The sequence below is a fragment of the Seongchinamella sediminis genome (assembly GCF_003457605.1).
GTDB lineage: Bacteria > Pseudomonadota > Gammaproteobacteria > Pseudomonadales > Halieaceae > Halioglobus > Halioglobus sediminis.
The window spans coordinates 1-19,682 of sequence record NZ_QRAN01000027.1 but is presented as its reverse complement, the minus strand read 5'-3'; the positions used below and the strand labels follow the sequence as shown (position 1 = coordinate 19,682).

Annotated in this window: 19 protein-coding genes, 1 tRNA gene and 2 pseudogenes; 9 read left to right on the top strand and 13 right to left on the bottom strand. The window is 60.0% G+C overall.

Features of this window, described 5'->3' with window-relative positions; genetic code table 11:
• Nucleotides 1–62: 62 nt before the first annotated feature.
• Together DWB85_RS17650 and DWB85_RS17645 are read right to left on the bottom strand one after the other, a co-directional pair.
• Complete coding sequence (locus tag DWB85_RS17650) at nucleotides 63–2,603, bottom strand: hypothetical protein (protein ID WP_133300669.1); 2,541 nt, start codon at nucleotides 2,601–2,603, stop codon at nucleotides 63–65.
• Nucleotides 2,604–2,680: 77 nt separating this feature from the next.
• The gene (locus DWB85_RS17645) at nucleotides 2,681–3,322 is read right to left on the bottom strand and encodes a hypothetical protein (RefSeq protein ID WP_133300668.1); all 642 of its coding nucleotides are present in this window, start codon (nucleotides 3,320–3,322) and stop codon (nucleotides 2,681–2,683) included.
• Nucleotides 3,323–3,568: 246 nt separating this feature from the next.
• Between DWB85_RS17645 and DWB85_RS17640 the strand changes: the two genes are divergently transcribed.
• Complete coding sequence (locus DWB85_RS17640; protein ID WP_117957172.1) at nucleotides 3,569–5,641, top strand: hypothetical protein; 2,073 nt, start codon at nucleotides 3,569–3,571, stop codon at nucleotides 5,639–5,641.
• Between the two features lie 289 nt (nucleotides 5,642–5,930).
• Here DWB85_RS17640 and DWB85_RS17635 read toward each other — a convergent pair whose 3' ends face one another.
• From DWB85_RS17635 to DWB85_RS17625, 3 genes are all read right to left on the bottom strand, one after another.
• Nucleotides 5,931–6,299 (bottom strand): GreA/GreB family elongation factor, encoded by a 369-nt coding sequence (locus tag DWB85_RS17635; RefSeq protein WP_117957169.1) that lies wholly within the window; start codon nucleotides 6,297–6,299, stop codon nucleotides 5,931–5,933.
• 204 nt (nucleotides 6,300–6,503) lie between these two features.
• A complete protein-coding gene (locus DWB85_RS17630) occupies nucleotides 6,504–6,644 on the bottom strand; it encodes a DUF488 domain-containing protein (RefSeq protein ID WP_117957193.1) in 141 nt (46 codons plus the stop codon).
• Complete coding sequence (locus DWB85_RS17625) at nucleotides 6,628–6,795, bottom strand: putative PEP-binding protein (RefSeq protein ID WP_205422794.1); 168 nt, start codon at nucleotides 6,793–6,795, stop codon at nucleotides 6,628–6,630. Before DWB85_RS17625 ends, DWB85_RS17630 begins: the two co-directional genes overlap by 17 nt.
• A 354-nt stretch (nucleotides 6,796–7,149) precedes the next feature.
• Here DWB85_RS17625 and DWB85_RS17620 point away from each other — a divergent pair, with 354 nt between their 5' ends.
• Entirely contained in the window at nucleotides 7,150–8,052 is a 903-nt protein-coding gene (locus DWB85_RS17620; RefSeq protein ID WP_117957165.1) for a transglutaminase family protein, read from the top strand.
• Nucleotides 8,053–8,131: 79 nt separating this feature from the next.
• Here DWB85_RS17620 and DWB85_RS17615 read toward each other — a convergent pair whose 3' ends face one another.
• The 4 genes and pseudogenes from DWB85_RS17615 to DWB85_RS17600 all read right to left on the bottom strand — a co-directional run bounded on the left by DWB85_RS17615 (nucleotide 8,132) and on the right by DWB85_RS17600 (nucleotide 10,032).
• Nucleotides 8,132–8,344, bottom strand: coding sequence for an RNA-binding S4 domain-containing protein (locus DWB85_RS17615; RefSeq protein ID WP_117957164.1), 213 nt, complete (start codon nucleotides 8,342–8,344; stop codon nucleotides 8,132–8,134).
• Nucleotides 8,341–8,685 (bottom strand): annotated as a pseudogene (locus tag DWB85_RS19900) (glutaredoxin family protein). Before DWB85_RS19900 ends, DWB85_RS17615 begins: the two are co-directional and overlap by 4 nt.
• Nucleotides 8,686–9,112: 427 nt before the next feature.
• Nucleotides 9,113–9,616: a class I SAM-dependent methyltransferase gene (locus DWB85_RS17605; RefSeq protein ID WP_239017375.1), complete on the bottom strand. Its 504-nt coding sequence runs from the start codon at nucleotides 9,614–9,616 to the stop codon at nucleotides 9,113–9,115.
• 339 nt (nucleotides 9,617–9,955) lie between these two features.
• A tRNA-Arg gene (locus DWB85_RS17600) sits at nucleotides 9,956–10,032 on the bottom strand.
• A gap of 642 nt (nucleotides 10,033–10,674) precedes the next feature.
• Between DWB85_RS17600 and DWB85_RS17595 the strand changes: the two genes are divergently transcribed.
• On the top strand, nucleotides 10,675–11,745 hold the full coding sequence (locus tag DWB85_RS17595) for an amidohydrolase family protein (RefSeq protein WP_117957160.1): 1,071 nt from the start codon (nucleotides 10,675–10,677) through the stop codon (nucleotides 11,743–11,745).
• Here DWB85_RS17595 and DWB85_RS17590 read toward each other — a convergent pair.
• Nucleotides 11,642–12,231: pseudogene (locus tag DWB85_RS17590) on the bottom strand (transposase); the annotation flags it as partial. The gene DWB85_RS17595 and the pseudogene DWB85_RS17590 overlap by 104 nt on opposite strands.
• On the opposite strand from DWB85_RS17590, the gene DWB85_RS17585 reads away from it, so the two are divergent.
• Complete coding sequence (locus DWB85_RS17585) at nucleotides 12,224–13,099, top strand: MFS transporter (protein ID WP_239017374.1); 876 nt, start codon at nucleotides 12,224–12,226, stop codon at nucleotides 13,097–13,099. The pseudogene DWB85_RS17590 and the gene DWB85_RS17585 sit on opposite strands and share 8 nt — an antisense overlap.
• A gap of 7 nt (nucleotides 13,100–13,106) precedes the next feature.
• Entirely contained in the window at nucleotides 13,107–13,349 is a 243-nt protein-coding gene (locus DWB85_RS17580) for a hypothetical protein (protein WP_117957157.1), read from the top strand.
• A gap of 40 nt (nucleotides 13,350–13,389) precedes the next feature.
• Here DWB85_RS17580 and DWB85_RS17575 read toward each other — a convergent pair whose 3' ends face one another.
• Nucleotides 13,390–14,466 (bottom strand): porin family protein, encoded by a 1,077-nt coding sequence (locus DWB85_RS17575; protein WP_133300667.1) that lies wholly within the window; start codon nucleotides 14,464–14,466, stop codon nucleotides 13,390–13,392.
• Nucleotides 14,467–14,468: 2 nt separating this feature from the next.
• On the bottom strand, nucleotides 14,469–15,572 hold the full coding sequence (locus tag DWB85_RS17570; protein ID WP_133300666.1) for a hypothetical protein: 1,104 nt from the start codon (nucleotides 15,570–15,572) through the stop codon (nucleotides 14,469–14,471).
• Nucleotides 15,573–15,799: 227 nt separating this feature from the next.
• Here DWB85_RS17570 and DWB85_RS17565 point away from each other — a divergent pair, with 227 nt between their 5' ends.
• The 4 genes from DWB85_RS17565 (at nucleotide 15,800) to DWB85_RS17550 (ending at nucleotide 19,087) form a co-directional block, all read left to right on the top strand.
• Nucleotides 15,800–16,399, top strand: coding sequence for an RNA polymerase sigma factor (locus tag DWB85_RS17565; protein ID WP_117957152.1), 600 nt, complete (start codon nucleotides 15,800–15,802; stop codon nucleotides 16,397–16,399).
• Nucleotides 16,396–17,058: a zf-HC2 domain-containing protein gene (locus DWB85_RS17560; RefSeq protein ID WP_117957150.1), complete on the top strand. Its 663-nt coding sequence runs from the start codon at nucleotides 16,396–16,398 to the stop codon at nucleotides 17,056–17,058. The genes DWB85_RS17565 and DWB85_RS17560 overlap by 4 nt, the downstream gene beginning before the upstream one ends.
• A 6-nt stretch (nucleotides 17,059–17,064) precedes the next feature.
• Nucleotides 17,065–18,378 (top strand): S8 family peptidase, encoded by a 1,314-nt coding sequence (locus DWB85_RS17555; protein ID WP_117957148.1) that lies wholly within the window; start codon nucleotides 17,065–17,067, stop codon nucleotides 18,376–18,378.
• A gap of 142 nt (nucleotides 18,379–18,520) precedes the next feature.
• Complete coding sequence (locus DWB85_RS17550) at nucleotides 18,521–19,087, top strand: hypothetical protein (RefSeq protein WP_117957146.1); 567 nt, start codon at nucleotides 18,521–18,523, stop codon at nucleotides 19,085–19,087.
• Nucleotides 19,088–19,134: 47 nt separating this feature from the next.
• Here DWB85_RS17550 and DWB85_RS17545 read toward each other — a convergent pair whose 3' ends face one another.
• Nucleotides 19,135–19,548 (bottom strand): hypothetical protein, encoded by a 414-nt coding sequence (locus DWB85_RS17545; RefSeq protein ID WP_117957144.1) that lies wholly within the window; start codon nucleotides 19,546–19,548, stop codon nucleotides 19,135–19,137.
• Nucleotides 19,549–19,682: the final 134 nt, after the last annotated feature.

The window sequence follows — 19,682 nt, the reverse complement described above, 5'->3', positions numbered from 1 at the left end:
TCAGCACGGTAACCGTCTCGGCAATACCGTCGAATCCACTGTCTTTAAGCCGTTCTACTGCATTACCGCTGCCGCGTCATGCACTGGATCATCTGCGCATTACAGCTGCCCATGCAGGTGCTCAGTTGCATCAGTTCATTCATGTCGATGGCGCCGCCGGCAGCCTGTACCGCCTGTAACTTGCGCGACTGCTGCAGCATGGTATCTATGCCGTCGCAGCTACAGTCACAGGCGGCGGCCCGTTTGGCCTCCTGCGCCGCGCGGGCGGCCTCCTCCTGTTTCCGGCGCGCCCTGCCTTCGTCCATTGCGCATATCACATACTCACGCCGGCACTGGCTGGCGCAACCCGAGCTGGCGGCGCCGAGCATTGCTATTGCCCCCTGCGAGGTCTCGTCGGCCGCCAGGGATTCCAGCTTTGATAAAAATGCGTTGCGCTCGGTGCAGGTGCAGGCGCATTCGACGAGCCCGCTGCTGTCGTCACCGCGTGGCGCTCCCGGTGCTGAATCGCCCGCGCCGCTGGCGTCGGTCCCGGGCAAGGCGGTGCCGGCGCCAAAGCGTATCGCCTCATGCCACGAGCCCGGCATGGTCGCGATATAGCGCTCTATGCCCGGCGTAACGATATCGCTGGGCGCGGTTGCACCGAACTGGCGCCAGCCAAAGGCGAGGTCGACAACGGCGTTGACCCGGTCCACCACCGGGCAACCCCCGCTGCCGGAGCATTGCGTGCGAGTGCTGGCGTCGACCAGGCACAGCTCGGCGTTCACGCTCAGGCGCAGTGCGTCTTCGTTCGACTGCGTCACCGTGCCGATGGGTTTGTCCTTGGCGCCGCGGCAATGCAGCGAACTGGCCACTCCTGTTCCCACGGCGGTGCGCGCCACCTGGGTGACATGACCGAAATACGGACCCTTGACACCGTAGTTCAGACGATCGATCACTATGGCATAGTCTCGCTCGTGCGTTCTCCCCCCGGCATCCTCGGCTACGAGGTCGAAGCCCTTGACAGTGTCGTCCCGCGGTGGCGGTTCTGTTTGCAGGCCGTACAGGTCTTTCCTGTCCAGTTTTGACAGGGGCTTCACCACAGTCTTCGCCGGGGGTGGCGGCAGCGGTCCAATTGGCCGCGCGGGCTGGCCGTTGACAGTTGCCGCGTTGACCGCGACCTTGAGTTCGAGGTCGAGATAGCTTTGCGTTGTCCACGGCTTTGCCGCCATGTTGGAAACGATGTAAGTGCGTTCCAGTACGCCGCTCCAGCCAGCGAAGTCGAACGTGTCCAGCGGCCAGGTTCTGGCATAGCTACCGGGCCTGGGGCCGGTCTGCGAAAAGGCCTTGAGCACACAGGGTGGCCACTTGCTGTTCATTTGCTCACGTTTGCGATAACAGTTTTCGCTGCTGTCGCGGTGGTCTTTCCAGGCCCAGCCCAGGTGCAACTGGTCGAGTTTGGCCAGGCTGTCGGAAATTACCTCGATGTCGGTTCTTACCTCGCCTTGAAAGCCCTGTAGCGCCAGGCGGAAGCAGCGTGCGGAATTTTTGCCCATCGTGAAGCGAACGCGTGCGTTCATCTGCCCGGGAGACAGGGTGTAACGGGGGCAGCCGTTGAAGGCGTACTTCAGCCACGATTCCCGCGCCGCATCGCTGCCAGCCTGGAAGCGCTGATTGTCCCAGCTGAGGTATCGCTCGCCGCCGTAGGAGGCGAACTCGCTGACAAAATGCGGGTACACTTCGTACAGGCCCGGTGAATCATTCGCCGCCTGGGCTGTCAGCTCCACCGGGCTCTGGCCGGCCTCGCGCAGACCCGGCAGCGACTGCAGCCGGTTGTCCATCCATCGCAGCACCTCAGCCTCGCTGGCCTTTTTCGGCAGGGAGCGCGACAGCAGGTGAGGGAACACCTGCATGCCGCCGAAGCGCTCGGCGACGAAAAACCACAGGGAACTGGTGGCGTAGCCGGTCACGGTATCCAGGGTGCTTTTCTCCGGCTTGGAGCGAGCGTCACCGTAGGTGAGGTTGAGCGCATAACTGCGCAGGCCAATGCTGGAGCGATTACTGGTCTGGTGGCCGATATAGCCGGGATACTGGGTGTGATAGTTGTAGATGGTAACCGCATCGGGGATGCCCTCGGTGACGGAAAACGCGTGCCTGTTGCAATTCTCGCCCAGAGGGTCGTTGGCAGCCAGGGCGTGCGTGAGCTCGTGGGCGAGGCTCCCCAGGAACTGTTTCGAGGTGCGGCCTGGCAGATCATTAATCCCCATCCAGGGCACGATATCTCCCCAGCCGAGATCAACACCGCAGGCGCCATAGTAGACGGCTGCGGTCTGCAGCGTGCTGCTCGAGCCGCTCCCGCTGTTGGCTGCGTTGAAGGGATACTTGAATACCCGGTACGCGGGCTTTCCGTTCTTTTCGACGATCGGTTCCAGGCGCGGTGGTCGGTGGCCGGCGGCGCGCATGCGCCCGGCCAGCTCGTTTAGCGACTGCTCCAGCCCGGCATCGCTGGGGCGACCCTCCGGGGCGCTGTAGATGACACTATCGATGGGATCCAGACGCATGCGCTCCTTGTATTCGGGCTCGGCCACCACCACTTCAAAATGCGAGGCCGGCCACGGTTGCGCCAATAGCTGTTCCAGCGGCAGACACGCCAGCAGCAGTGCGCAATACCTGGCGCCCAAGCCGGTACACCGGCGGGCCGGGCTCACGGCTGAACTCCCAGCGAGCGCACCAGGGCGTCCAGCCTGGAGCGGTAGGGTGTCACCGTGGCGATGTCGTTCCGGGTGGTGCGGACCAGTTCCGCATCGCGCAGCAAGCGCATTTCCTGGTGCAGGGCCGTTTCCTGTGGCATGTTCTCGCTGGCCTCGGCGAAAGCAATAAAGGCGCCGTCAACGGCGGCCGCGTCCAGGCCCCGCGCCAGTACCTCGTAGGATTCCAGCACGCGTTCCGCGTCCAGCTGCCAGCTTAACTGGCCTACCAGCGGGTCGGTATAGCCGGCGGCCAGCAGGACCTCGGCGGGGGCCGCTACCGCTGGCGGCTGCTGCGCCTGCAGCAGGCGCAGGGTGTCCTCCAGGGCGGCGCCCAGCGCGGCGACTCCCAGATTGCTGTCTGGCAGGCGGAAGCCCGCGCCCCGCAATGCTCGCGCCATGCCCTCGAGGCTGTCGATTACGCGTTCAACCGTCACCGAATCAAGTGGCGCCAGATGATACTCCATGGGGTGCGCGGCCACCGTACAGGGCAACAGATTGACGCCAAGGCACAGTGTGCCGGCCAGGCAGGAAGTGGACATGCCGCGACGCCAGGGGCGCGGCAGGCAAGGGGGTATCAGGCGGAAAAGCTTGTGCATGTTCGTTCCCTGAGTGTCGGTGTGTGCCCGAAGGCAGCGTGGCGCGATGATCATCGGCTAGTAGATCCGGCCGCCGGGTGGTGTTCCAGAGCTTCCTTTCGCGCCGAGTATCCACCATATCGGGACAGCGGTCGCAGGTAAAGCCACGCGGCTTGACTGCCCGGGCGCCGGTGGTGCAGTTTGTGCTATGGTCGGCACTTGCACGCCCCACTTACGACGTCATTTGTGTTCCAGGGATGCTGAACCATGAATAACCCGCGCCAGATTTTTGTCATCTCCCGCCAGGCCGCAGAGCGGCATCCAGGGCTGCGTCACGCCCGGCGAGCAAAGACATACAGCGTGCTGCGGCAGTGCCTTGTCGCGACCGCGCTGTTGGCTCCCGCTGTGGGCAGTGCACTGGATGCCGTGCAGCTCAACGGAGACGGCAATAGTGGTATAAGCGTACACGACATGCGGGTGGGCGAGACGCAAACCACGCTGCTGTACGGTACCTGGCCGGACCGGGGTGATGCCGGTTTCGGCGCGCGCTGCGCACTCAATTTCTACACGCTCACGCTGGCCGTGGGTGAATCTCCCCCGGCCCCGGAATCGGTGGCAACAGCGGTTTGTGGCAGTCGGTTTGCCACCGGCAAACTTCACGATGACGAGGCGTTGCTGTTGCTGGACAAGGGGCTGGAACGCTGGCGCGGTGGTGAGCGCTTGACCAGCCTTGGCTTCAGTGAAATGCCGGGCAGCCGCGGTCTGGTCCGTTCCCTGGGAGAGGGCATGCAGGCCATCGCGCTGACCGACGACGGCGGGCTGGTACTGGCCTCGGCGGTCGGTCCGCGGCAACAGGCAGACCTGCCGTCCGGAGCGATGCTGGTACGCAGTCTGGATGCCAGGGGCGAGACCCGCTGGCAGGCGAGCGTGGCCGAGCCCTCCATACTCACCGCCGACCACTGGCTGTGGGCCGGCGACGACGGCGGCGCGCTGCTGCGCCACGAGGCGACGGTGCCCGGCACCATGGTGCCTGAAACGGCGCACAATCTCTACAGCATCGATCGCAACGGCAAGCTGCGGAAAATTGCGTTGACCAGGGCCGCGGCACCGTTTGTGATCGAGCCCGGTGCGGGGAGGGAGGCCTTGCGGGCGATGCTGCAGCAACAACAGGATCAACCGCCAGAACGTATTCCCCGACTGGCGGCAAGCCCCAGGCCCGACGGTGGATTCGACGTGCTGTTTGAGCGGCGCGGCAGCACACCGGCGCGATCCGGGCACTTCCTGTTGCGCCTGGGCGCCGACGGAAGCACCGAGGTGGAATATGCCTTGGGCGAGCTGTTGGCCGAACACGGGCTGGAGCACTGGCGCGAGTTTTACGTGCGGGACGGGCAGTTGTTCCTGTTGGGGCAGGTGACGGTCAGTTACGAGGCGCATGGGGCGCGGCGCAGCGCTGTGTCGCAGAACGCCCTGAGCCGGGTCGCGCTCGCCTCCGGCCAGCTCCAGGAGACACGCTTGCTGCCGCTGCAGGTACAGTATCTGGAGGCCTTTCTCAACGCTGGCGACGAGCAGATAAAAGATCTGCCGGGTCATCCCGTGGCGGGGCCAGTGGCCTTGTCCCGCCTGGGAGGAGCGCCGCTGGCGGTATCCGTTGGCTATACCGCCAGGCGCAACGACCTGCGCCTGCAGCTGGCCGGGGCGGGACTGCCGACGTGGGACGAGGTCTATAACGAGCGGCAGTCGCAACGGCAGAGCGAGCAGGCGAGGCAGCAACAGCGGCAACAGGCTGACCAGTACCAGTCGGCGATGGAGGCCAGGCTGGCGGCGAATGTGGGCCTGACCCCCGAGGAATACAGAGCGCTGGATAATCGACAGCGCAAGGATCTGCTGGTGCGCCAGGGCGACCTCGACGCACTCGTAACGATGGCGACGCAGATGGCGGCGCAGGTGCAGGCCGGCGCCAGCGCTGACCCGCAAGCGGTCGCGGCCGCCATGGGGGCGATTAACACGCCCGGGACAGGGGAGGACCCCGCGGCAGGGAAAGTATCCGGGGGGGAGTCTCCAGCCGATGAGGCCGCGGGAGTAAATGCAGGCGAGGTGGTGGCCCTGGACTCGGCAAATCGCGGTTTCGTGGAGTTCCAGCACTCCGGCGCCAAATCGGTGACGCTGATTATCAGCAACCGGAAGACCGGCGAAGAGTTGCTGCGCAAGGACTACACTGACGGTACAGTGTACGAGTACCTGGAGTTCAGCCGTTTCGGCCTGCCGCTGGAGCACATTGCGGTTATGTGCAGAGATGGCGGGGGAGAGGTGGTTTTCGCGCCCGCGCTGGTGGCCCGTTGATCGAACCATGCCGACGGCGCCCCGTCGGTTCGGGGCGCACTGAGTGCGCCCCGCAAGGGTGGCTTACTTGAGCAGCGATTTACGCTTATCCCGCTTCTCCTGGCGTTTCTCTTTTAAAGACTTCTGTGCCGTTTTTTTCACTTTTTCCTTACTCATGATTGCATCCTCTATTTGCGGCTGGCAACGGGACTGCCGCCGTATCCCGTCTCGACCAGGGCGCTGATAAATAGCTGAGTGTGGCGACAAACTGACTGCTTCATGGTGACTTTACTCCTGTTTATAAAGGCGATTAAGACAAAGGATGGACGTCCTGTATCTGGAACATCAGGCTGCGCCCGCCCAGATTAATCCGCGACGTATCTCCTTTCTTCAGACCCAGTAAGTTTGAACCCAGTGGCGAAAGCACGGATATCTTGCGTCGCTCCGGGTCCGCATCGCGGGGCATTACCAGCAGCAACCGGCTTGTGCTCTGGTCTTCCAGGTCGAACAAGTCGACGATAGATCCCGGGCCGGCGCGCGGTACCTTTCTTCGCATGTCGCCTTTTTCCTCAGCCAGGCGCTCCAGCTGATGCAGGGCGCTCGCCAACAGATACGGCCGGTTGTATATCTGGGCTCCCGCCAGTAAGGATTTATTCTGCAACTTCCAGTGGTAGTACATGTTAACTCCCCGCGCAGGCGCACACAGGCCTGGACGACATTAGGTGAATGACTGATTGAGAGAAAACCTGACCAAACGTCCGCAGACGTTTGGTTTAAAGGAGGAAGGTGAGAGGTGGCTCGTATAGTCGACTGTGCGCGGTGTTCATTTTTTGAAAAAAACCTATAAAAATAGTGATTTTTAACAAAAACGAGTATAGGACACTCAACTGGTAAAGGCAAACGCCAGTTCCGTGCTCGGCGCAACTGTCTTCATCCAGCGATCAATTGAAGCCTCGCTCCTTTTCAGGCCACGGGGCCAGATGCGATCAACCAGTACCCTGTAACCGTCAAGCTTCTCTAACACTCGGGCTGTTGAAACCCAGTCCCAGCAGCAGCAAGGTACAACCGGGGTCGCTGGCCATCTCTCCGCACACGCTGACCGGTTTGCCGGTGCGCCGGAATGCCTGCACCACCTGGCTGAAGGCGCGCAGTAACTCCAGATTGTTGGTTTGCATCGAAATCTGGTCCATTTAGAGGCGAATTTTGCATCTCGGAGTTACCCATCGATCCGCAAAAATATTTCTGAATAACAAAGACTTGGCGACGTTCACCCGGGACAATTTTCAGTACAATTGCAGGGTCAAGTTTGGGTGCAAATCAACAAAGAAACGCCATTTCTTTAGCCGTCTGTCAGCGAGGTTCGTTCCCATCGACGGTATTGCCTCTGTTCGCCTGTACGGAGAGCTTCCTTCCTCGCATAGTTAGACTACTCAAATCGATTCGAAGCGGAACTTTAAACCTCAGGAGACAGGGTCTCGTCACACACAAGCAATAAAGGTCTATAATGTCTTTCTCCAAGAGGAATTCTGTTGACGACGCTCTCAATTCATCATCGGACGACGTACCGATACCGGCAGCCGCTAAAGTTTGGCCCACATCGATTGATGCTTCGTCCACGTGAGAGCAGGAACCTGCGGCTCCTCGAATATGATCTGGTGTGCAAGCCCGCGGCGACGGTAACATGGGCGCAAGATGTACTTGGCAACGCCGTTGCCACTGCGGTGTTTTCCGAAGAGTCCGACACGCTTGTTTTCGATAGCATGGCCGAGCTCAGGCTGGATATGGACCGCTGGCCCGTCTTCGACATCGCTGCCTCAGCTGCGAGCTACCCATTTCTACTGACCGACGACGATATGACTGACCTTGGCGCGCTGCGGCTGCAGAGCTATCTTGATTCGGACGGACAGCTCCGCAACTGGGCGCAAGGATTCGTCGCAGGTAACCCGACTGATACTCTCGGCCTGTTGAAAGACATATGTTCTGGTGTCGCGGCACGGGTGGCCTATGAAGTTCGAGAGGAAGAGTACACGCAGTCGCCCGAACAAACCCTCGCTCGTAGCAGAGGGTCCTGCCGTGATTTCGCTGCACTTTTTGTCGATGCTGTGCGTAGCCTTGGTTTTGGAGCGCGCATTGTCTCGGGATACCTCTACGATTCGGAGCAGGACACAATAGGCTCAACTGCTAGCGGGTCCACCCATGCGTGGGCGGAGGTCTATGTGCCCGGCGCTGGCTGGATCACCTTTGATCCAACGAACCAAAGTCTCGGCGGCCACAACCTTGCCCCGGTCGCCGTTGCACGCCACATACGCCAGACCATACCGGTAGCGGGCAGTTTTATCGGGGACAAAGGTTCCTTTCAACGAATGGAAGTGAGTGTGAGCGTGACATCCAAACAACCAAATCCGTCTACTGCGCCTCCAAAGTTCCAATGACCTCTTTGGCCGAAAGGCGAAGGGTTGGCTGCCAAAGCGTGCGACTCTAGACGGTCTCAGAGGCACACCAATCCCGGCCTCACACCAGCCGCAGCTGAAGTCGCTCCCCCCGAAATTCGATGATGTCGCCATCCACCATCTTCCTGCGCCGCCGGGTCTCAACCTCGCCATTTACAGTGACCTGACCGTCCCCGATCAGTAATTTTGCCTCACCGCCGGTGCTCACCAGTCCCTCGAATTTGAGTATCTTATGGAGCTCAACCGGCTCTCTGGTGATGTCTACTTGTCTCATCGGTGGTTACCTGTGCGAATTTGGGTGGCGGAAACAGTCGGTGTGATTTGTGCAGCGACAGGGTTGTGTGCTGCCGGATCAAATATGCGCTCCAGGTATCTGATGATATCGGAGGATTCATACATCCACTCAGCCTGGCCCTGGTCATCCTCGATGCGCAAGCAGGGCACCTTCAGATTCCCTCAGCCAGCCTGTAACTCTTCCCGGGCAGAATCCGAGCGCTTTACATCCCGGGTCTCGATGTTGAGTCCATTGCGCTTCATAGCTCTGCGCACCTTCACGCAGAAAGGGCAGGCCTCGTACTGGTAAAGGGCGAGGCCGGCGGTCTGCTGATCGACCATCTGACTGTGGGTCTATGAATCTTGCCCATCCCCGCGAAATAATCGGATGCTCTCGCTATAGCTAACTCTATAAAATTTATAGAATATTGTGGGCCCAGAAGGACTTGGACGGCAGCGGCCGCCGAAGCGTCGGACCGCCGCCTTCGACCTGCCGATTATGAGAATTACTTTGGCGCCTTTATCGAAATTCTTCGAACTTCACACGTGGATTATTTGAGGAGTGTAAGGCAAAACTGGAAGTACTCCCATACAAAAAACCAGCCAACCTTACGCATCCGACGTCATTCCAGTTGCCACAAGGTTTTGTCAAGGAAAAGCTGGCGTCGGGTTCGTCGAGTACAAACGGTACGTTGAGGGAAAAGTATTCGCCAGACAAATACTAGAGGAACCGATCGCGAAGAAGTAAACAGCCCTCCCGCCAGCGATGCTACCCGCGACGAAAGCGCAGCACCGACCCGCTGAAGGGTTTCTCCAGGTGTGAACTGGCTCCAGGCATCTCCTTCCGATAGCTGAAGCCGTAGTGCGACATGTGCTTGCTGAATTGACCCTGTTGCCTCCGCCCCGGATCCACCACAAGGACCTCGCAACGGGGCAGGGCGTGATCCTGGATAAAGCGTGCCAGGGATGGCACCTTGCTGCGCTCGTAAAGCAGGTCGCTGCCGATGATCAGGTCGAACAGTCCATGGGAAATCTCCCCCGCGTCCCAGTCGGCTCGGAAGTAGGGAATATCGCGGTCCTCATTGAGCCCTGTATTGATCTGCAGGAAAGCCCCGGTCTCCGGGTGGTAGTCCGTGGCGGTGATGTCACCTCCGCGGCGGTTGAGCAGCAGGCTGGACAGAGCCATGCCGCAGCCCACCTCCAGGATGCGTTTGCCGCCGATCTCGAAGTCCACCATCAACCGGGCCAGTACCTGACTGGAATCCCAGACCACGCCGAACAGGGACCAGTTCGCGGCGGATATACCCAGGTCGTGGGCCGTGCCGGCGGGATCGCTGTACTGCTGGGTGTCGCGCAGTGAGCGAAGGTGAATGTCTTCGCTGCCCAGCTCAAAGGTCTGGTATCGAAACCGGAGTGGGACTACGGGACCGCTGTAGTGGTTATCGATGGGAGGCGACCGTCATGGAATGGGTGGTCCCACCATAACCCAGGTTGGATGGGCATGTCGCTGCCTCTTTGGAATCTGGGAAGGCTTGTGGGTATACCCTGCCTCACCCGGGAATTGCCGAGAGGCGGCCACTCTGGAGCAGAGGGAGAACGTTCTGGATAAGTTTGGCACGCCCGGAGAGATTCGAACTCCCGACCAACTGGTTCGAAGCCAGTTACTCTATCCAGCTGAGCTACGGGCGCGTGGAGACTGGATTATACAGTTTATTCCCGCACCGATTTCCACACTGCGAGTGTCATCAATCCACGCCGTAATAGTCGGGAGGAATAAGAGCCTATAAATCATTGAATGTTATCAAACATGGTGGGCCCAGAAGGACTTGAACGGCAGCGGCCGCCGAAGCGTCGGACCGCCGTCTTCGACCAGCCGATTATGAGGGGACTTCAGAGGCCTTTTTCGATCCGCTAAGCCGTAGAAAAATAAGCGGTTTTCTTGCGGGAAATTATATAACTACCGAAACCGATCCTATCCCGAACCTGGGTGAGTTCGGTGGATTTGACTGTTTCCGGTAAGTCGAAGAATAGTAAGAATTTTCTTCCACCGAACTTCGAACCTATGCCGAAACTGTCCGCTTTCGCTGAAATAGCAGACGTCGGCGTTGATCATTGATTGAATCCGCACCTCATAGCGGTCATATGCACTCGAATTCGATGCCAGATATGAAGAATTCGATTGGGTAGTCGATTCGCTGGTCGCACAGGAGAGCACTATGGATGCCTGGAGCAGGGCGCTGCAGAATAGGGATAGCGTGTTAGAAGGGCGATTGCACCCCGCCTGAAGTCTACGCCCAAGAATGCAACATACTGGACTGGAGCTTGAACCCTATGGCAGGTCGCATCGACGTACACCACCATCTCATTCCTCCTGTATTCGCCCAGGCCATGGAACGGCGCGGGATCACGGAAGTAGCCGGCGCGCCGTTGCCGTCTTGGAGCCCTGAAGCATCGCTAGAGCTCATGGAACTCAACGGGATCCAGACTGCCCTCGTCTCCCTATCTGCACCAGGAGTCCATCTACGCCCCGATGACCCGGTGTCGCACGCGGTGGGTCTGGCGCGCGATTGCAATGAATTCGCCGCGGACATGGTCTCCCGACACCCCGGTCGCTTCGGCTTTTTTGCCGTGCTGCCTATGCCGTTCTGCGAAGAGAGCTGTAAAGAAGCGATTCACGCGCTAGACACTCTCAATGCGGACGGTGTGGTGCTGCTGGGCAGCACCCAGGGCGTATTCCTGGGCGACGACACCCTGGACGAGCTGATGGCGGAGCTGAACCGCCGTCAGGCGATTGTATTCATACACCCCAACCTGCACACCACCACCGATGCGATTGGCCTGGACATGCCGGGTTTCCTGATGGAGTTCCTCTGCGACACTACCCGGGCGGCTTGCAACCTGATGTTTAGTGGTACGCTGGAGAAGTACCCGGAGATCCGCTGGATACTCGCCCACGCCGGCGGTTTCGTGCCCTACATCCCGTGGCGTCTGTCGCTTGCTAATTTCTTACCGGACCTGACTGAGAAAGCGCCTCAGGGCGTACTTACCTACCTCAAGCGCTTCTATTTCGATACTGCCCTGTCACCTTCGCCAACGGTGATGCAGGCACTTCACCACCTGGTAGATCCCTCGCACATACTTTTCGGGAGTGATTTCCCCTTCGCTCCTGCACCAATCACCGCAATGCAGATACAAGAACTGGAAAGCTCCGAGCATCTTGACAAGAATGGTCGCAAGCTTGTCGATCGCGAAAACGCGCTACGCCTGTTCCCCAAGCATGCCGGCTCGGGAGAGAAAGTCATTCCCGTCCGCGCGCCCGGCGCCCTGCCAATGAAAATGCGTATGAAACGAGCCATGGTAAAGCCCGTCGTCGCTCTGGCGAGCATGATGCGAGACCGGTAATGCGCTCGTGATACCAGGTTAGGTCCTTGCTCTCAAGATGAGCCAGATTCCGGTCGAGGGCCTGCCCCGCTTTACCGGGTATGATGTCCTGATCCTCAATGCAAGCGATGACTTTGACGGATCCACCGCAGCGACCACAAAGTTCAATATCGATGCGGATGGCCGCCCCATTAATACTCGCTTGAGTCGCTGGGCCCAGGACATCGCGACGTGCCGTTCAGCGGGTGAGCGAACTTCAGTATTGGCGATTCGTTTCACTCCTCTGCCGCGTTTGGCTGGCGTGACCATCCCTCGCCAGCGGTGGTTCGGAGCCAGGACGCCATGGAATCGTGTGAGATTGACCCTCGGTGTTGGCACGAGAGCCGCCAAGCGTGCAATGAAATCGACGGGTTCGAAGGCCACCTGCGTTGTCCCGTCGCGATAAGGTGTCTTCAGGGTATACAGAACCTTGCCGGTAGAGCTCAACTTTATTGATCGCGTGCTGATCGGTGTTGTCGCCCAGCCCATCATCGAGGAATTCCGCCTGCAGGACTGGCAGTTCGGCCTGCTGTCCGGCTTCGGCTTTGCACTGATGTATACGCTGATGGGCATCCCGATAGGGCGCCTGTCGAAGCGCTATATCCGGGTACGTATTGTCGCGGTCAGTGTCATCCTCTGGTCCGGCATGATCGCGCTCTGTGGTATCGCGAATGGTTTTCTCGCCCTCCTGGTGTTTAGCATCGATGTGGGTATCGGTGAGGCCGGCTGCACCCCGCCCGCGAATTCCCTGATCGCCGACTACTTCCCACCCCGCAGCCGCGCCAGGGCCCTGGCTACCTATTCCATGGGGATCACTATCGGCGGTGTGCTGGCCAATGCTTTTGGCGGTCCGGTGGCAGACATGTTTTCCTGGCGGGAAGCCTTCCTGGTGTTGGGTATACCCGGGGTCGTTATCGGCCTCGCACTGCTGTTCGTGATCAGGGAGCCGCCGCGTGGCTATGCCGACCCGCCCGGCACGCCCGAGGTGGAGCGCCTCGGATTTCGCGAAACCGTGGCGGAACCCGCCAGCAAGCGGACGTTCTGGTTAAACGTCTATGCCGCCGCACTGGTCGCTTTTGTGGGTTATGGCATGATCAATTTCCAGGCGGCATTCTTCCAGCGCGTACACGGCCTGTCCGCCGACAGCAGGGGCGTCGCCCTGGGCCTGCTGCTTGTCGCCTCGGTACTGCATTACAGCTACCTCGGCGCCCAGTACACGATCTGCCAGGGTGTGGCGAGTACCCGTGCCCGGGCCACCGCCGTGGCCCTGTTCCTGTTTATCGTCAACCTGATCGGCTATGGCCTCGGGCGGCTGTGGGTGGGGGCTACTGAGTGACCTGCGGATGGATGTGCTGTTGCAGGCATCGCCCCACGCCGCGGAACTCAGTTTGCAGGCCTGCAAGGGTGCGGAGAGTGTCCTGCTCACCCAACTGGGTGAGGCGAAGGCCCAGGTATGCCTGGCGGCGAGCGCGGAGGGGCTGCGCCACTCACTCAGCTGGATCATCCTGGTGATGGGGGTGGCAGGGGCGGGATATCTGCTTATCTGCCGGCGCTTACAGCGGGACCTGGTCAGCCGGATGCACTGAATCCCGGGTGAGTGCTATTTTCCAATGAGCAACTCTCTATCTAGAAATAGAGGTGGGCCTGCACAAAGAGCTCATCCTCGTCCGGGAAAGGCAGGTCGTCTGTTTGCTCGGCCCGGTAACCAACGCGCAACTGCGTGTGCGACCAGGGGAAATATTCCCAGACTACGCTGGCGCGGTTCCTGTCGCCACCGCCCTTGAAGTCCTGCCACTCCAGGGTCAATTTGAGGTTGTGGCCGCGAACAATCAACCAGTTAGTCTCGACCAGTGCCAGGTCCTGCTCTTCATCGGCAAAATCATTCAGCTCATCCTCGATACGGTCATACTCCGCCAGCCAGGTGACCGGTCCGGTATTAAAACCCGCGGTGATCCCTGCCAGCATACGTTCTCCGTCGTCGAAGTCGTTCAGCCCCGCGTTGATGCCCAACTGTCCAAATCGGCCTATCCAGTTCAGGCGTCCGAGGAAGAATTTGCCATCATCTCTCTCGCCTGCTCCGCCGTTGCCGTTGGTTACGGAGGCCTGCGCCTGCAAACTGTTTCCGGTGTAACCGACCTCCATACCGTTGTCCGGTGAAAAGAAGTTGATCCCGGTGGCTTCCCGTATATAGGCACTGTCGTCCTCCAGCCGCCAGCCGTACGGCAGGAAAAATTTACCCGCCTTGAGGTACCACTTTTCCCCGGACGCACGACCCCAGGTCTCCCTGTTCAACGACCCTCCCGGCGCCACCTGCTGGTCGACATAGAAGTCCACGACGCGATTGAGTCTGACCTGCCCGTACAGGCTTACCCTGTCTGTCACAAATTCGAGATTTCCGTCCGCGTCATCCGCTTCGAACTGCCGCGCACTGTAACGGGCATTTCCCCCGAGACGGATCCCGTCCAGAACGTCCCACTCCGGTTCCCGCTCGTCCTCCAACAGTGGCCGCACCGAAAGTACGTTCCGCCCATAGACGTAGCCAACGGTATTGCGCATGCCACCGCCGGTACTGTTACTGTGGCAGGCATGGCAGGGCTGACCACTGCGTACAGCGATGTAGGGCTCCGCTAAAACCCGCCCGCCGAATCCCGCCCAGAGCATGCAGGCTGCCAGTGCCAGTACATGAGGCCTTTGTCTACCCATGATCAATTGTCCAGGGCGCCAGCGCTGATCCAGTCGCGTATGGACTGTATGTCCTCACTTTCGAGCGGCTGTCTGCCCAGCGGCATCCGTGAACCAAACGGCACTGGTCCCTCGAGTTTCCGGATCAACAGGCTGTTGTCCGGATCCCCCGGCAGCACGCGGATAAATGCCGAATTCTGCGAACTGGGCACGTTGACCAGGTTGGAGAACGACCGCCCTGCAGATAGGTTCTGTCCGGCCGCAGGGCTGGCACCGGCATGACAACCGGAAAAGGCGCAGGAGCGGTTGAAAATATCTGCTTGAATCTCGCTCAGGGTCGCGGACGCTGGAAGCGGATTGCCGAGACTACTGAACAGCACGCCCGGACTGGAGTCACAGGTGTACTGGGCGCGTCCCTGCCACGGACCTCCTTCCGCGTCTCGTGGCGGACCGTCTGAGCGTGGGCATACCGCCCAGGCGATGTCTTCACTGAATGAATCTACCGGGTCAGTCTGCTGGAATCTGCCCGCGCCGGAACCACAGCCGCTCACACAGGAATCCGCGTCGACCCATTTAACGCGAACAGGGAAGCTGCAATTGTTGTTCCAGGCCGCATAGTTCGATGACGGTGTGGGCATCTTCGGGATCATGCACTCCGACAGAACTGTCCCACCGGTTTCGATGTCGCGACTGAAAACCGGCTCCAGAAGAAACTCCTGATCGGAATCCAGGATTCCCAGCAGAATTTCCGAGTCCCCGAATTCGGTGGTGGACAGGGCACACTCCCCAGTGCCGGGACCGCAGAGATAGTTGCCCCCATCACCGCGAAATTTTCGTCGCCAGTGGGAGAACTCAACGCTGTCATCAGTAGCCAGCGCCAGGAATATTTCGTCAAAACTTGTATCATCCACGTCGATGACACAGGTGCTGTCAGGGTCGCAGCGATAGGTACCCGACACCGATTCCACATAGCCGTGCTCCGGTGTCTGTATCACAATCCTGCAACCGGACAGGGCGACCAACAGGGGAAGCAGGCAGCCTGCCAGGGCGCGGCCCGGAGAACGCCGAAAGAGCCGGGGGACAAGCAACATTGTGTAAGCAAAACCTGGGCGCATAGGAATCTCCACGGTTGGCCTGAATTTGCACGGTACTGTGCGTTGTCTATGCTGTTATCTGTGAGTGGCTTTTTTTGGCGTACCCGGTTCAATCAGAGAAAAAAAAGTTTGCGCATTGAACCGGGACCGGAAATTCCGACACTAACCAATTAGGCACTTGCCACTGCGTAGTGGTCCGCGTCCCTGGCGACCACGCAATTGTTGCGAGCCAGGCCGGTCGGTGAAGCCCAGAGGATGCCATGGAGGAACGCAACAGCAAGGCAAACGCGGAAGACCGGCATCATCGGGAGTTACTCGCCGGCACTGCCGGCGGCTCTCTGCGGGCTTTCGGCCAGTTATATGACCTGCTTTACACGTCCCTGGTCAGGTTCATCTATCGCCACACGCAATCCCCGTCGGTAGTCGAGGAGGTCCTGAACGACGTCATGCTGGTGGTCTGGCAGAAGGCGGGTAGTTTTCGCGGCGATTCCAGGGTGCTGACATGGGTGCTGGGTATTGCCCGGCACTGCGCTCTCAACAGACTGCAACGCGAACGGGCCTGGCAACGTATCGTCGCAGGCCCCGTCCCCTGTGCGTGCCCGGGGCTCGACGAGGGTCGCCTGGCCACGCTGGACGCCCTGGAATGGGCCCTGGGACAGCTGAGTGAAGATCACCGGGTCGCGATTGAACTGGCCTATTTCCACGGCATGAGCTGCGAGGAAATTGCTGAGGTATGCGCCTGTCCGGTTAATACCGCCAAAACCCGACTGCATTACGGCCGCCGCAGGTTGCACACACTATTGAGCGAAGGCAAGCAGGCCCTCGCAGCGGATGATTTCTTCGAGAAGACCACTCCATGACACGCTCACGCACTGATATTTCCCACGAAGAGGTTGCGCTTTTGCTACCCGCCTTTATTCACGGCCAATTGAACAGCAGGCGACAGCGGCAGGTGCAGGAACACATCGCCACCTGTGCGAGCTGTGCCGCGGCCCATCGCCGCGACCTGCAATGGGTCGAGACAATGTCGCACCCCCCCGGGAATCTGGAAGCCCTGCTGGCCTCGGATACACGCAATGGCAACCGGCTTCGACTGTTCAGACACCTCGCCAACACGACCAGCGATGAGCGGAAGCGGCGCTGGGGAAGGGCATCCCCTCCCTGGTTTGCCCTGGCCGCAACCGCGGTGTTCCTCGGCGTCGTAGTGGCGCTCCAGTGGCAGGCGCTCAGCGTTGCACCAACACCGATAACCTATCAAACGCGGTCCACTGTCCCCACCACCCCGTCTGTGATCACGGGACCTGCCTTGCGGGTGGTTTTCAGCGATGAAGCGCGACACGGGTCAGTGCAGAAGGTGATACGGGAGCTGGGTGCCCGGGTGGTCGACGGCCCCTCAGCACGCGGCAGTTTTACCCTGGTGGTCCCCCCTGGCAACAGGCCAACAGAAGATGTTCTTGACGAGTTGCGCGCCCGGCCGGAAGTCCTGCTGGCGGAACTGGCGTCCCACAGTGACCGCTGAACTGCGATGAGCCCCCGGTCTCACCCGACCCTGTTTTACGCCGCCTTGTTGCTGGTGTGCTGCCTGTGCGCCTGCCAGGGATTACCTGAACAGGTATCTCACCCGTCGCCGGGACCCGCGCCCCGGATCCTGGTCACGGTGACGCTCGGCGAAGCCCATGAGGCCGCTTTGCTCGATGCCTTCAACAGCAGCAGTTACCGGGGACGTTACGACGCCCCCCTCAGCACACGGCAACAACTGCAGCGCCTCGCGCGGGACTACAGAATTACCGAGCGGGCCGGCTGGGTGATTGAATCCCTGGGCGTTTACTGCGGCCTCTACAACATGCCCCCCGATGAGGACGTCCAGGCGCTGATTGACCGCCTGAATGCAGATCCTCGCGTGGAGAGCGCCCAGCGCCTGGAACGGTACTCGACCCGTGCGGGCCCTAAGTACAACGACCCCTATTTTGCTCTCCAGTATGGCAACGCGCAGGACTTTGTACTGGGGCTACACCAACGTGCAACCGGCCTGGGCGTGAATGTGGCAATTATCGATACCGGTCTGGACGCAAGGCACCCGGAATTGCGCCACCAGATCGCCAGCGAAGAAGTATTCCTGGTCGGAGAGGCGAGCACCCCGGACCCCGGTATTCACGGTACCGCGGTGGCAGGTGTTATCGCCGCACGCGCGAACAACAAACTCGGCATTGTCGGTCTGGCACCCGATGCACGGATTCATTCCCTCAGGGCCTGCCATCAGCTCGATAGTCATTCCAGCCTGGCGGAGTGCGACAGCTTTACCGTGGCACGCGCCATCGACTTTGCCATCAACAGGCAGCTGGACATAATCAATCTGAGCCTGTCAGGGCCTCCTGATCCCCTGGTTGCCAGGCTGGTGGCGGCAGCCCTGGTACGGGGCCAGTTAATTACCGCAGCCGACCCGGGGCAAGGTCATCAGCGCTATCCGGCGCTGCTACCGGGTGTTATTGCAGTGCGGGAGGAATCCGGAGAATACATTGATAATGCACCCGAGAAGGAAACACTGGTAGTTCGGGCACCGCTGACGGAAGTCCTGAGCACAGGACCGGGTGGTGGTTACGACTACTACTCCGGCTCGTCGATGGCGACCGCCCTGGTGACCGCCCTGACGGCCTTGTCGCTGGAAAGCGAAGGCAGGCTGTCAGCAGCGCATCGCACGGACTGGCTCAACCGGATGCTGCGCCAGGGTCTGCGTCCCGAAGTTGCAAAACAGGGCGATCCAGATACCACCACAAGCGATCTCACGGAACACCTTGAACCCGACCGGTGGTTCGCGCGACAGGCCAGTCATGCACACTAGGGACTTGTGCCCGGTGCTCACGGCGGCTGCGTTGTGTTTCTGCGCAACTGCCAACGCTGCCACTACCGGATTTTCCTGGTCAGGCAGAGTTGGCGTTGCTAGCGGCTTCGTCAATCGGGGCGTTGTCCTGGGTCAAAAAGACGTGATTCCCCACCTGAATATTGCCCTGGAACACCGCACAGGTCTGTTCGCCCACGGTTGGCTGACGAAGCTGAATGTGCCCAAACCCTATCCCTACCCGGAAAGCGACAACGAGTGGCAGGCCATGGCCGCTATCGGTTATCAGTGGCGTACAGCGGCCCGCTGGAACCTGGCCATTGTCCAGAGCTGGTACCGGTACCCGTGGGACACGGACCGCAGCTCCCAGGACTACCGCGAGACCACGCTTAGCCTGGAGTATTCGCCTCACCTGGTATTGGATTACACCTATACACCGGACCTGTGGGGCCAGGGAAAACACCAGCATGTGGGAGCAGTGACCGGGCGCTGGTCGTTTACGCCGCAGTTGCTGGGCGCGGGCACCGCAGGCTGGGTGACACAGGGAGGAACTGCGGGCGATGACTACGCCTACCTGCAACTGAGTCTGGGCTACCTGTTCGGCCCCTGGAGCATACAACTGCAGTTTCACCAGGGCTTCGGCATGAATACAGCCTATCCGGATGCGCAGGCAGACCGGGAGTGGATCGCCCAGATCAACTGGCACTGGTAAGGTACGCGCCATGACTCCGCGGGAGAGCCGGAGACAGCGCCTGCCGATTACAGTAGCGCCTGTATCAGACCATAGAAGATAATCAGGAAGCCGCCGATTTCTGCCGCGATCAGCGACCACATGAATACCACTGCAAAGGCGCTCATATCCCTGACCTGATTATCGGTGTCCTTACGCAGGCCATGGACGATATAAGTCATGATCGCCATGGCGAAGTAAGCCACCAGCAGGCTTACCGCGAGTAACTCGACTCGGGCCGAAAGCTGGCTGATCTGGACAAACACCGCGATCATGACTGAGGCAAAGGCATACATCAGGGCCGCCCTGTGGGCGATATCAATATAGGGATGTGCCACCCCGTCTGCACTGGTGGCCATTCCCCGGTACTTCCAGACACCGAGTAGCAGCCCGGCCAGAAAGAAGCTGGCGGAGGCGATTATTGCCAGGGCGTATGCGTCCATGGATTATTTTTCCTCACTAGCGTCCGGTTAATTGTTGAACAAATTCAGTTGGTTAGAAACCATGTCATCTTCCAGGATATGTTTGGTATCGAAAAAGTCATTGTTTAAAGGGATTTTTTCGAAGAGGGTGACCG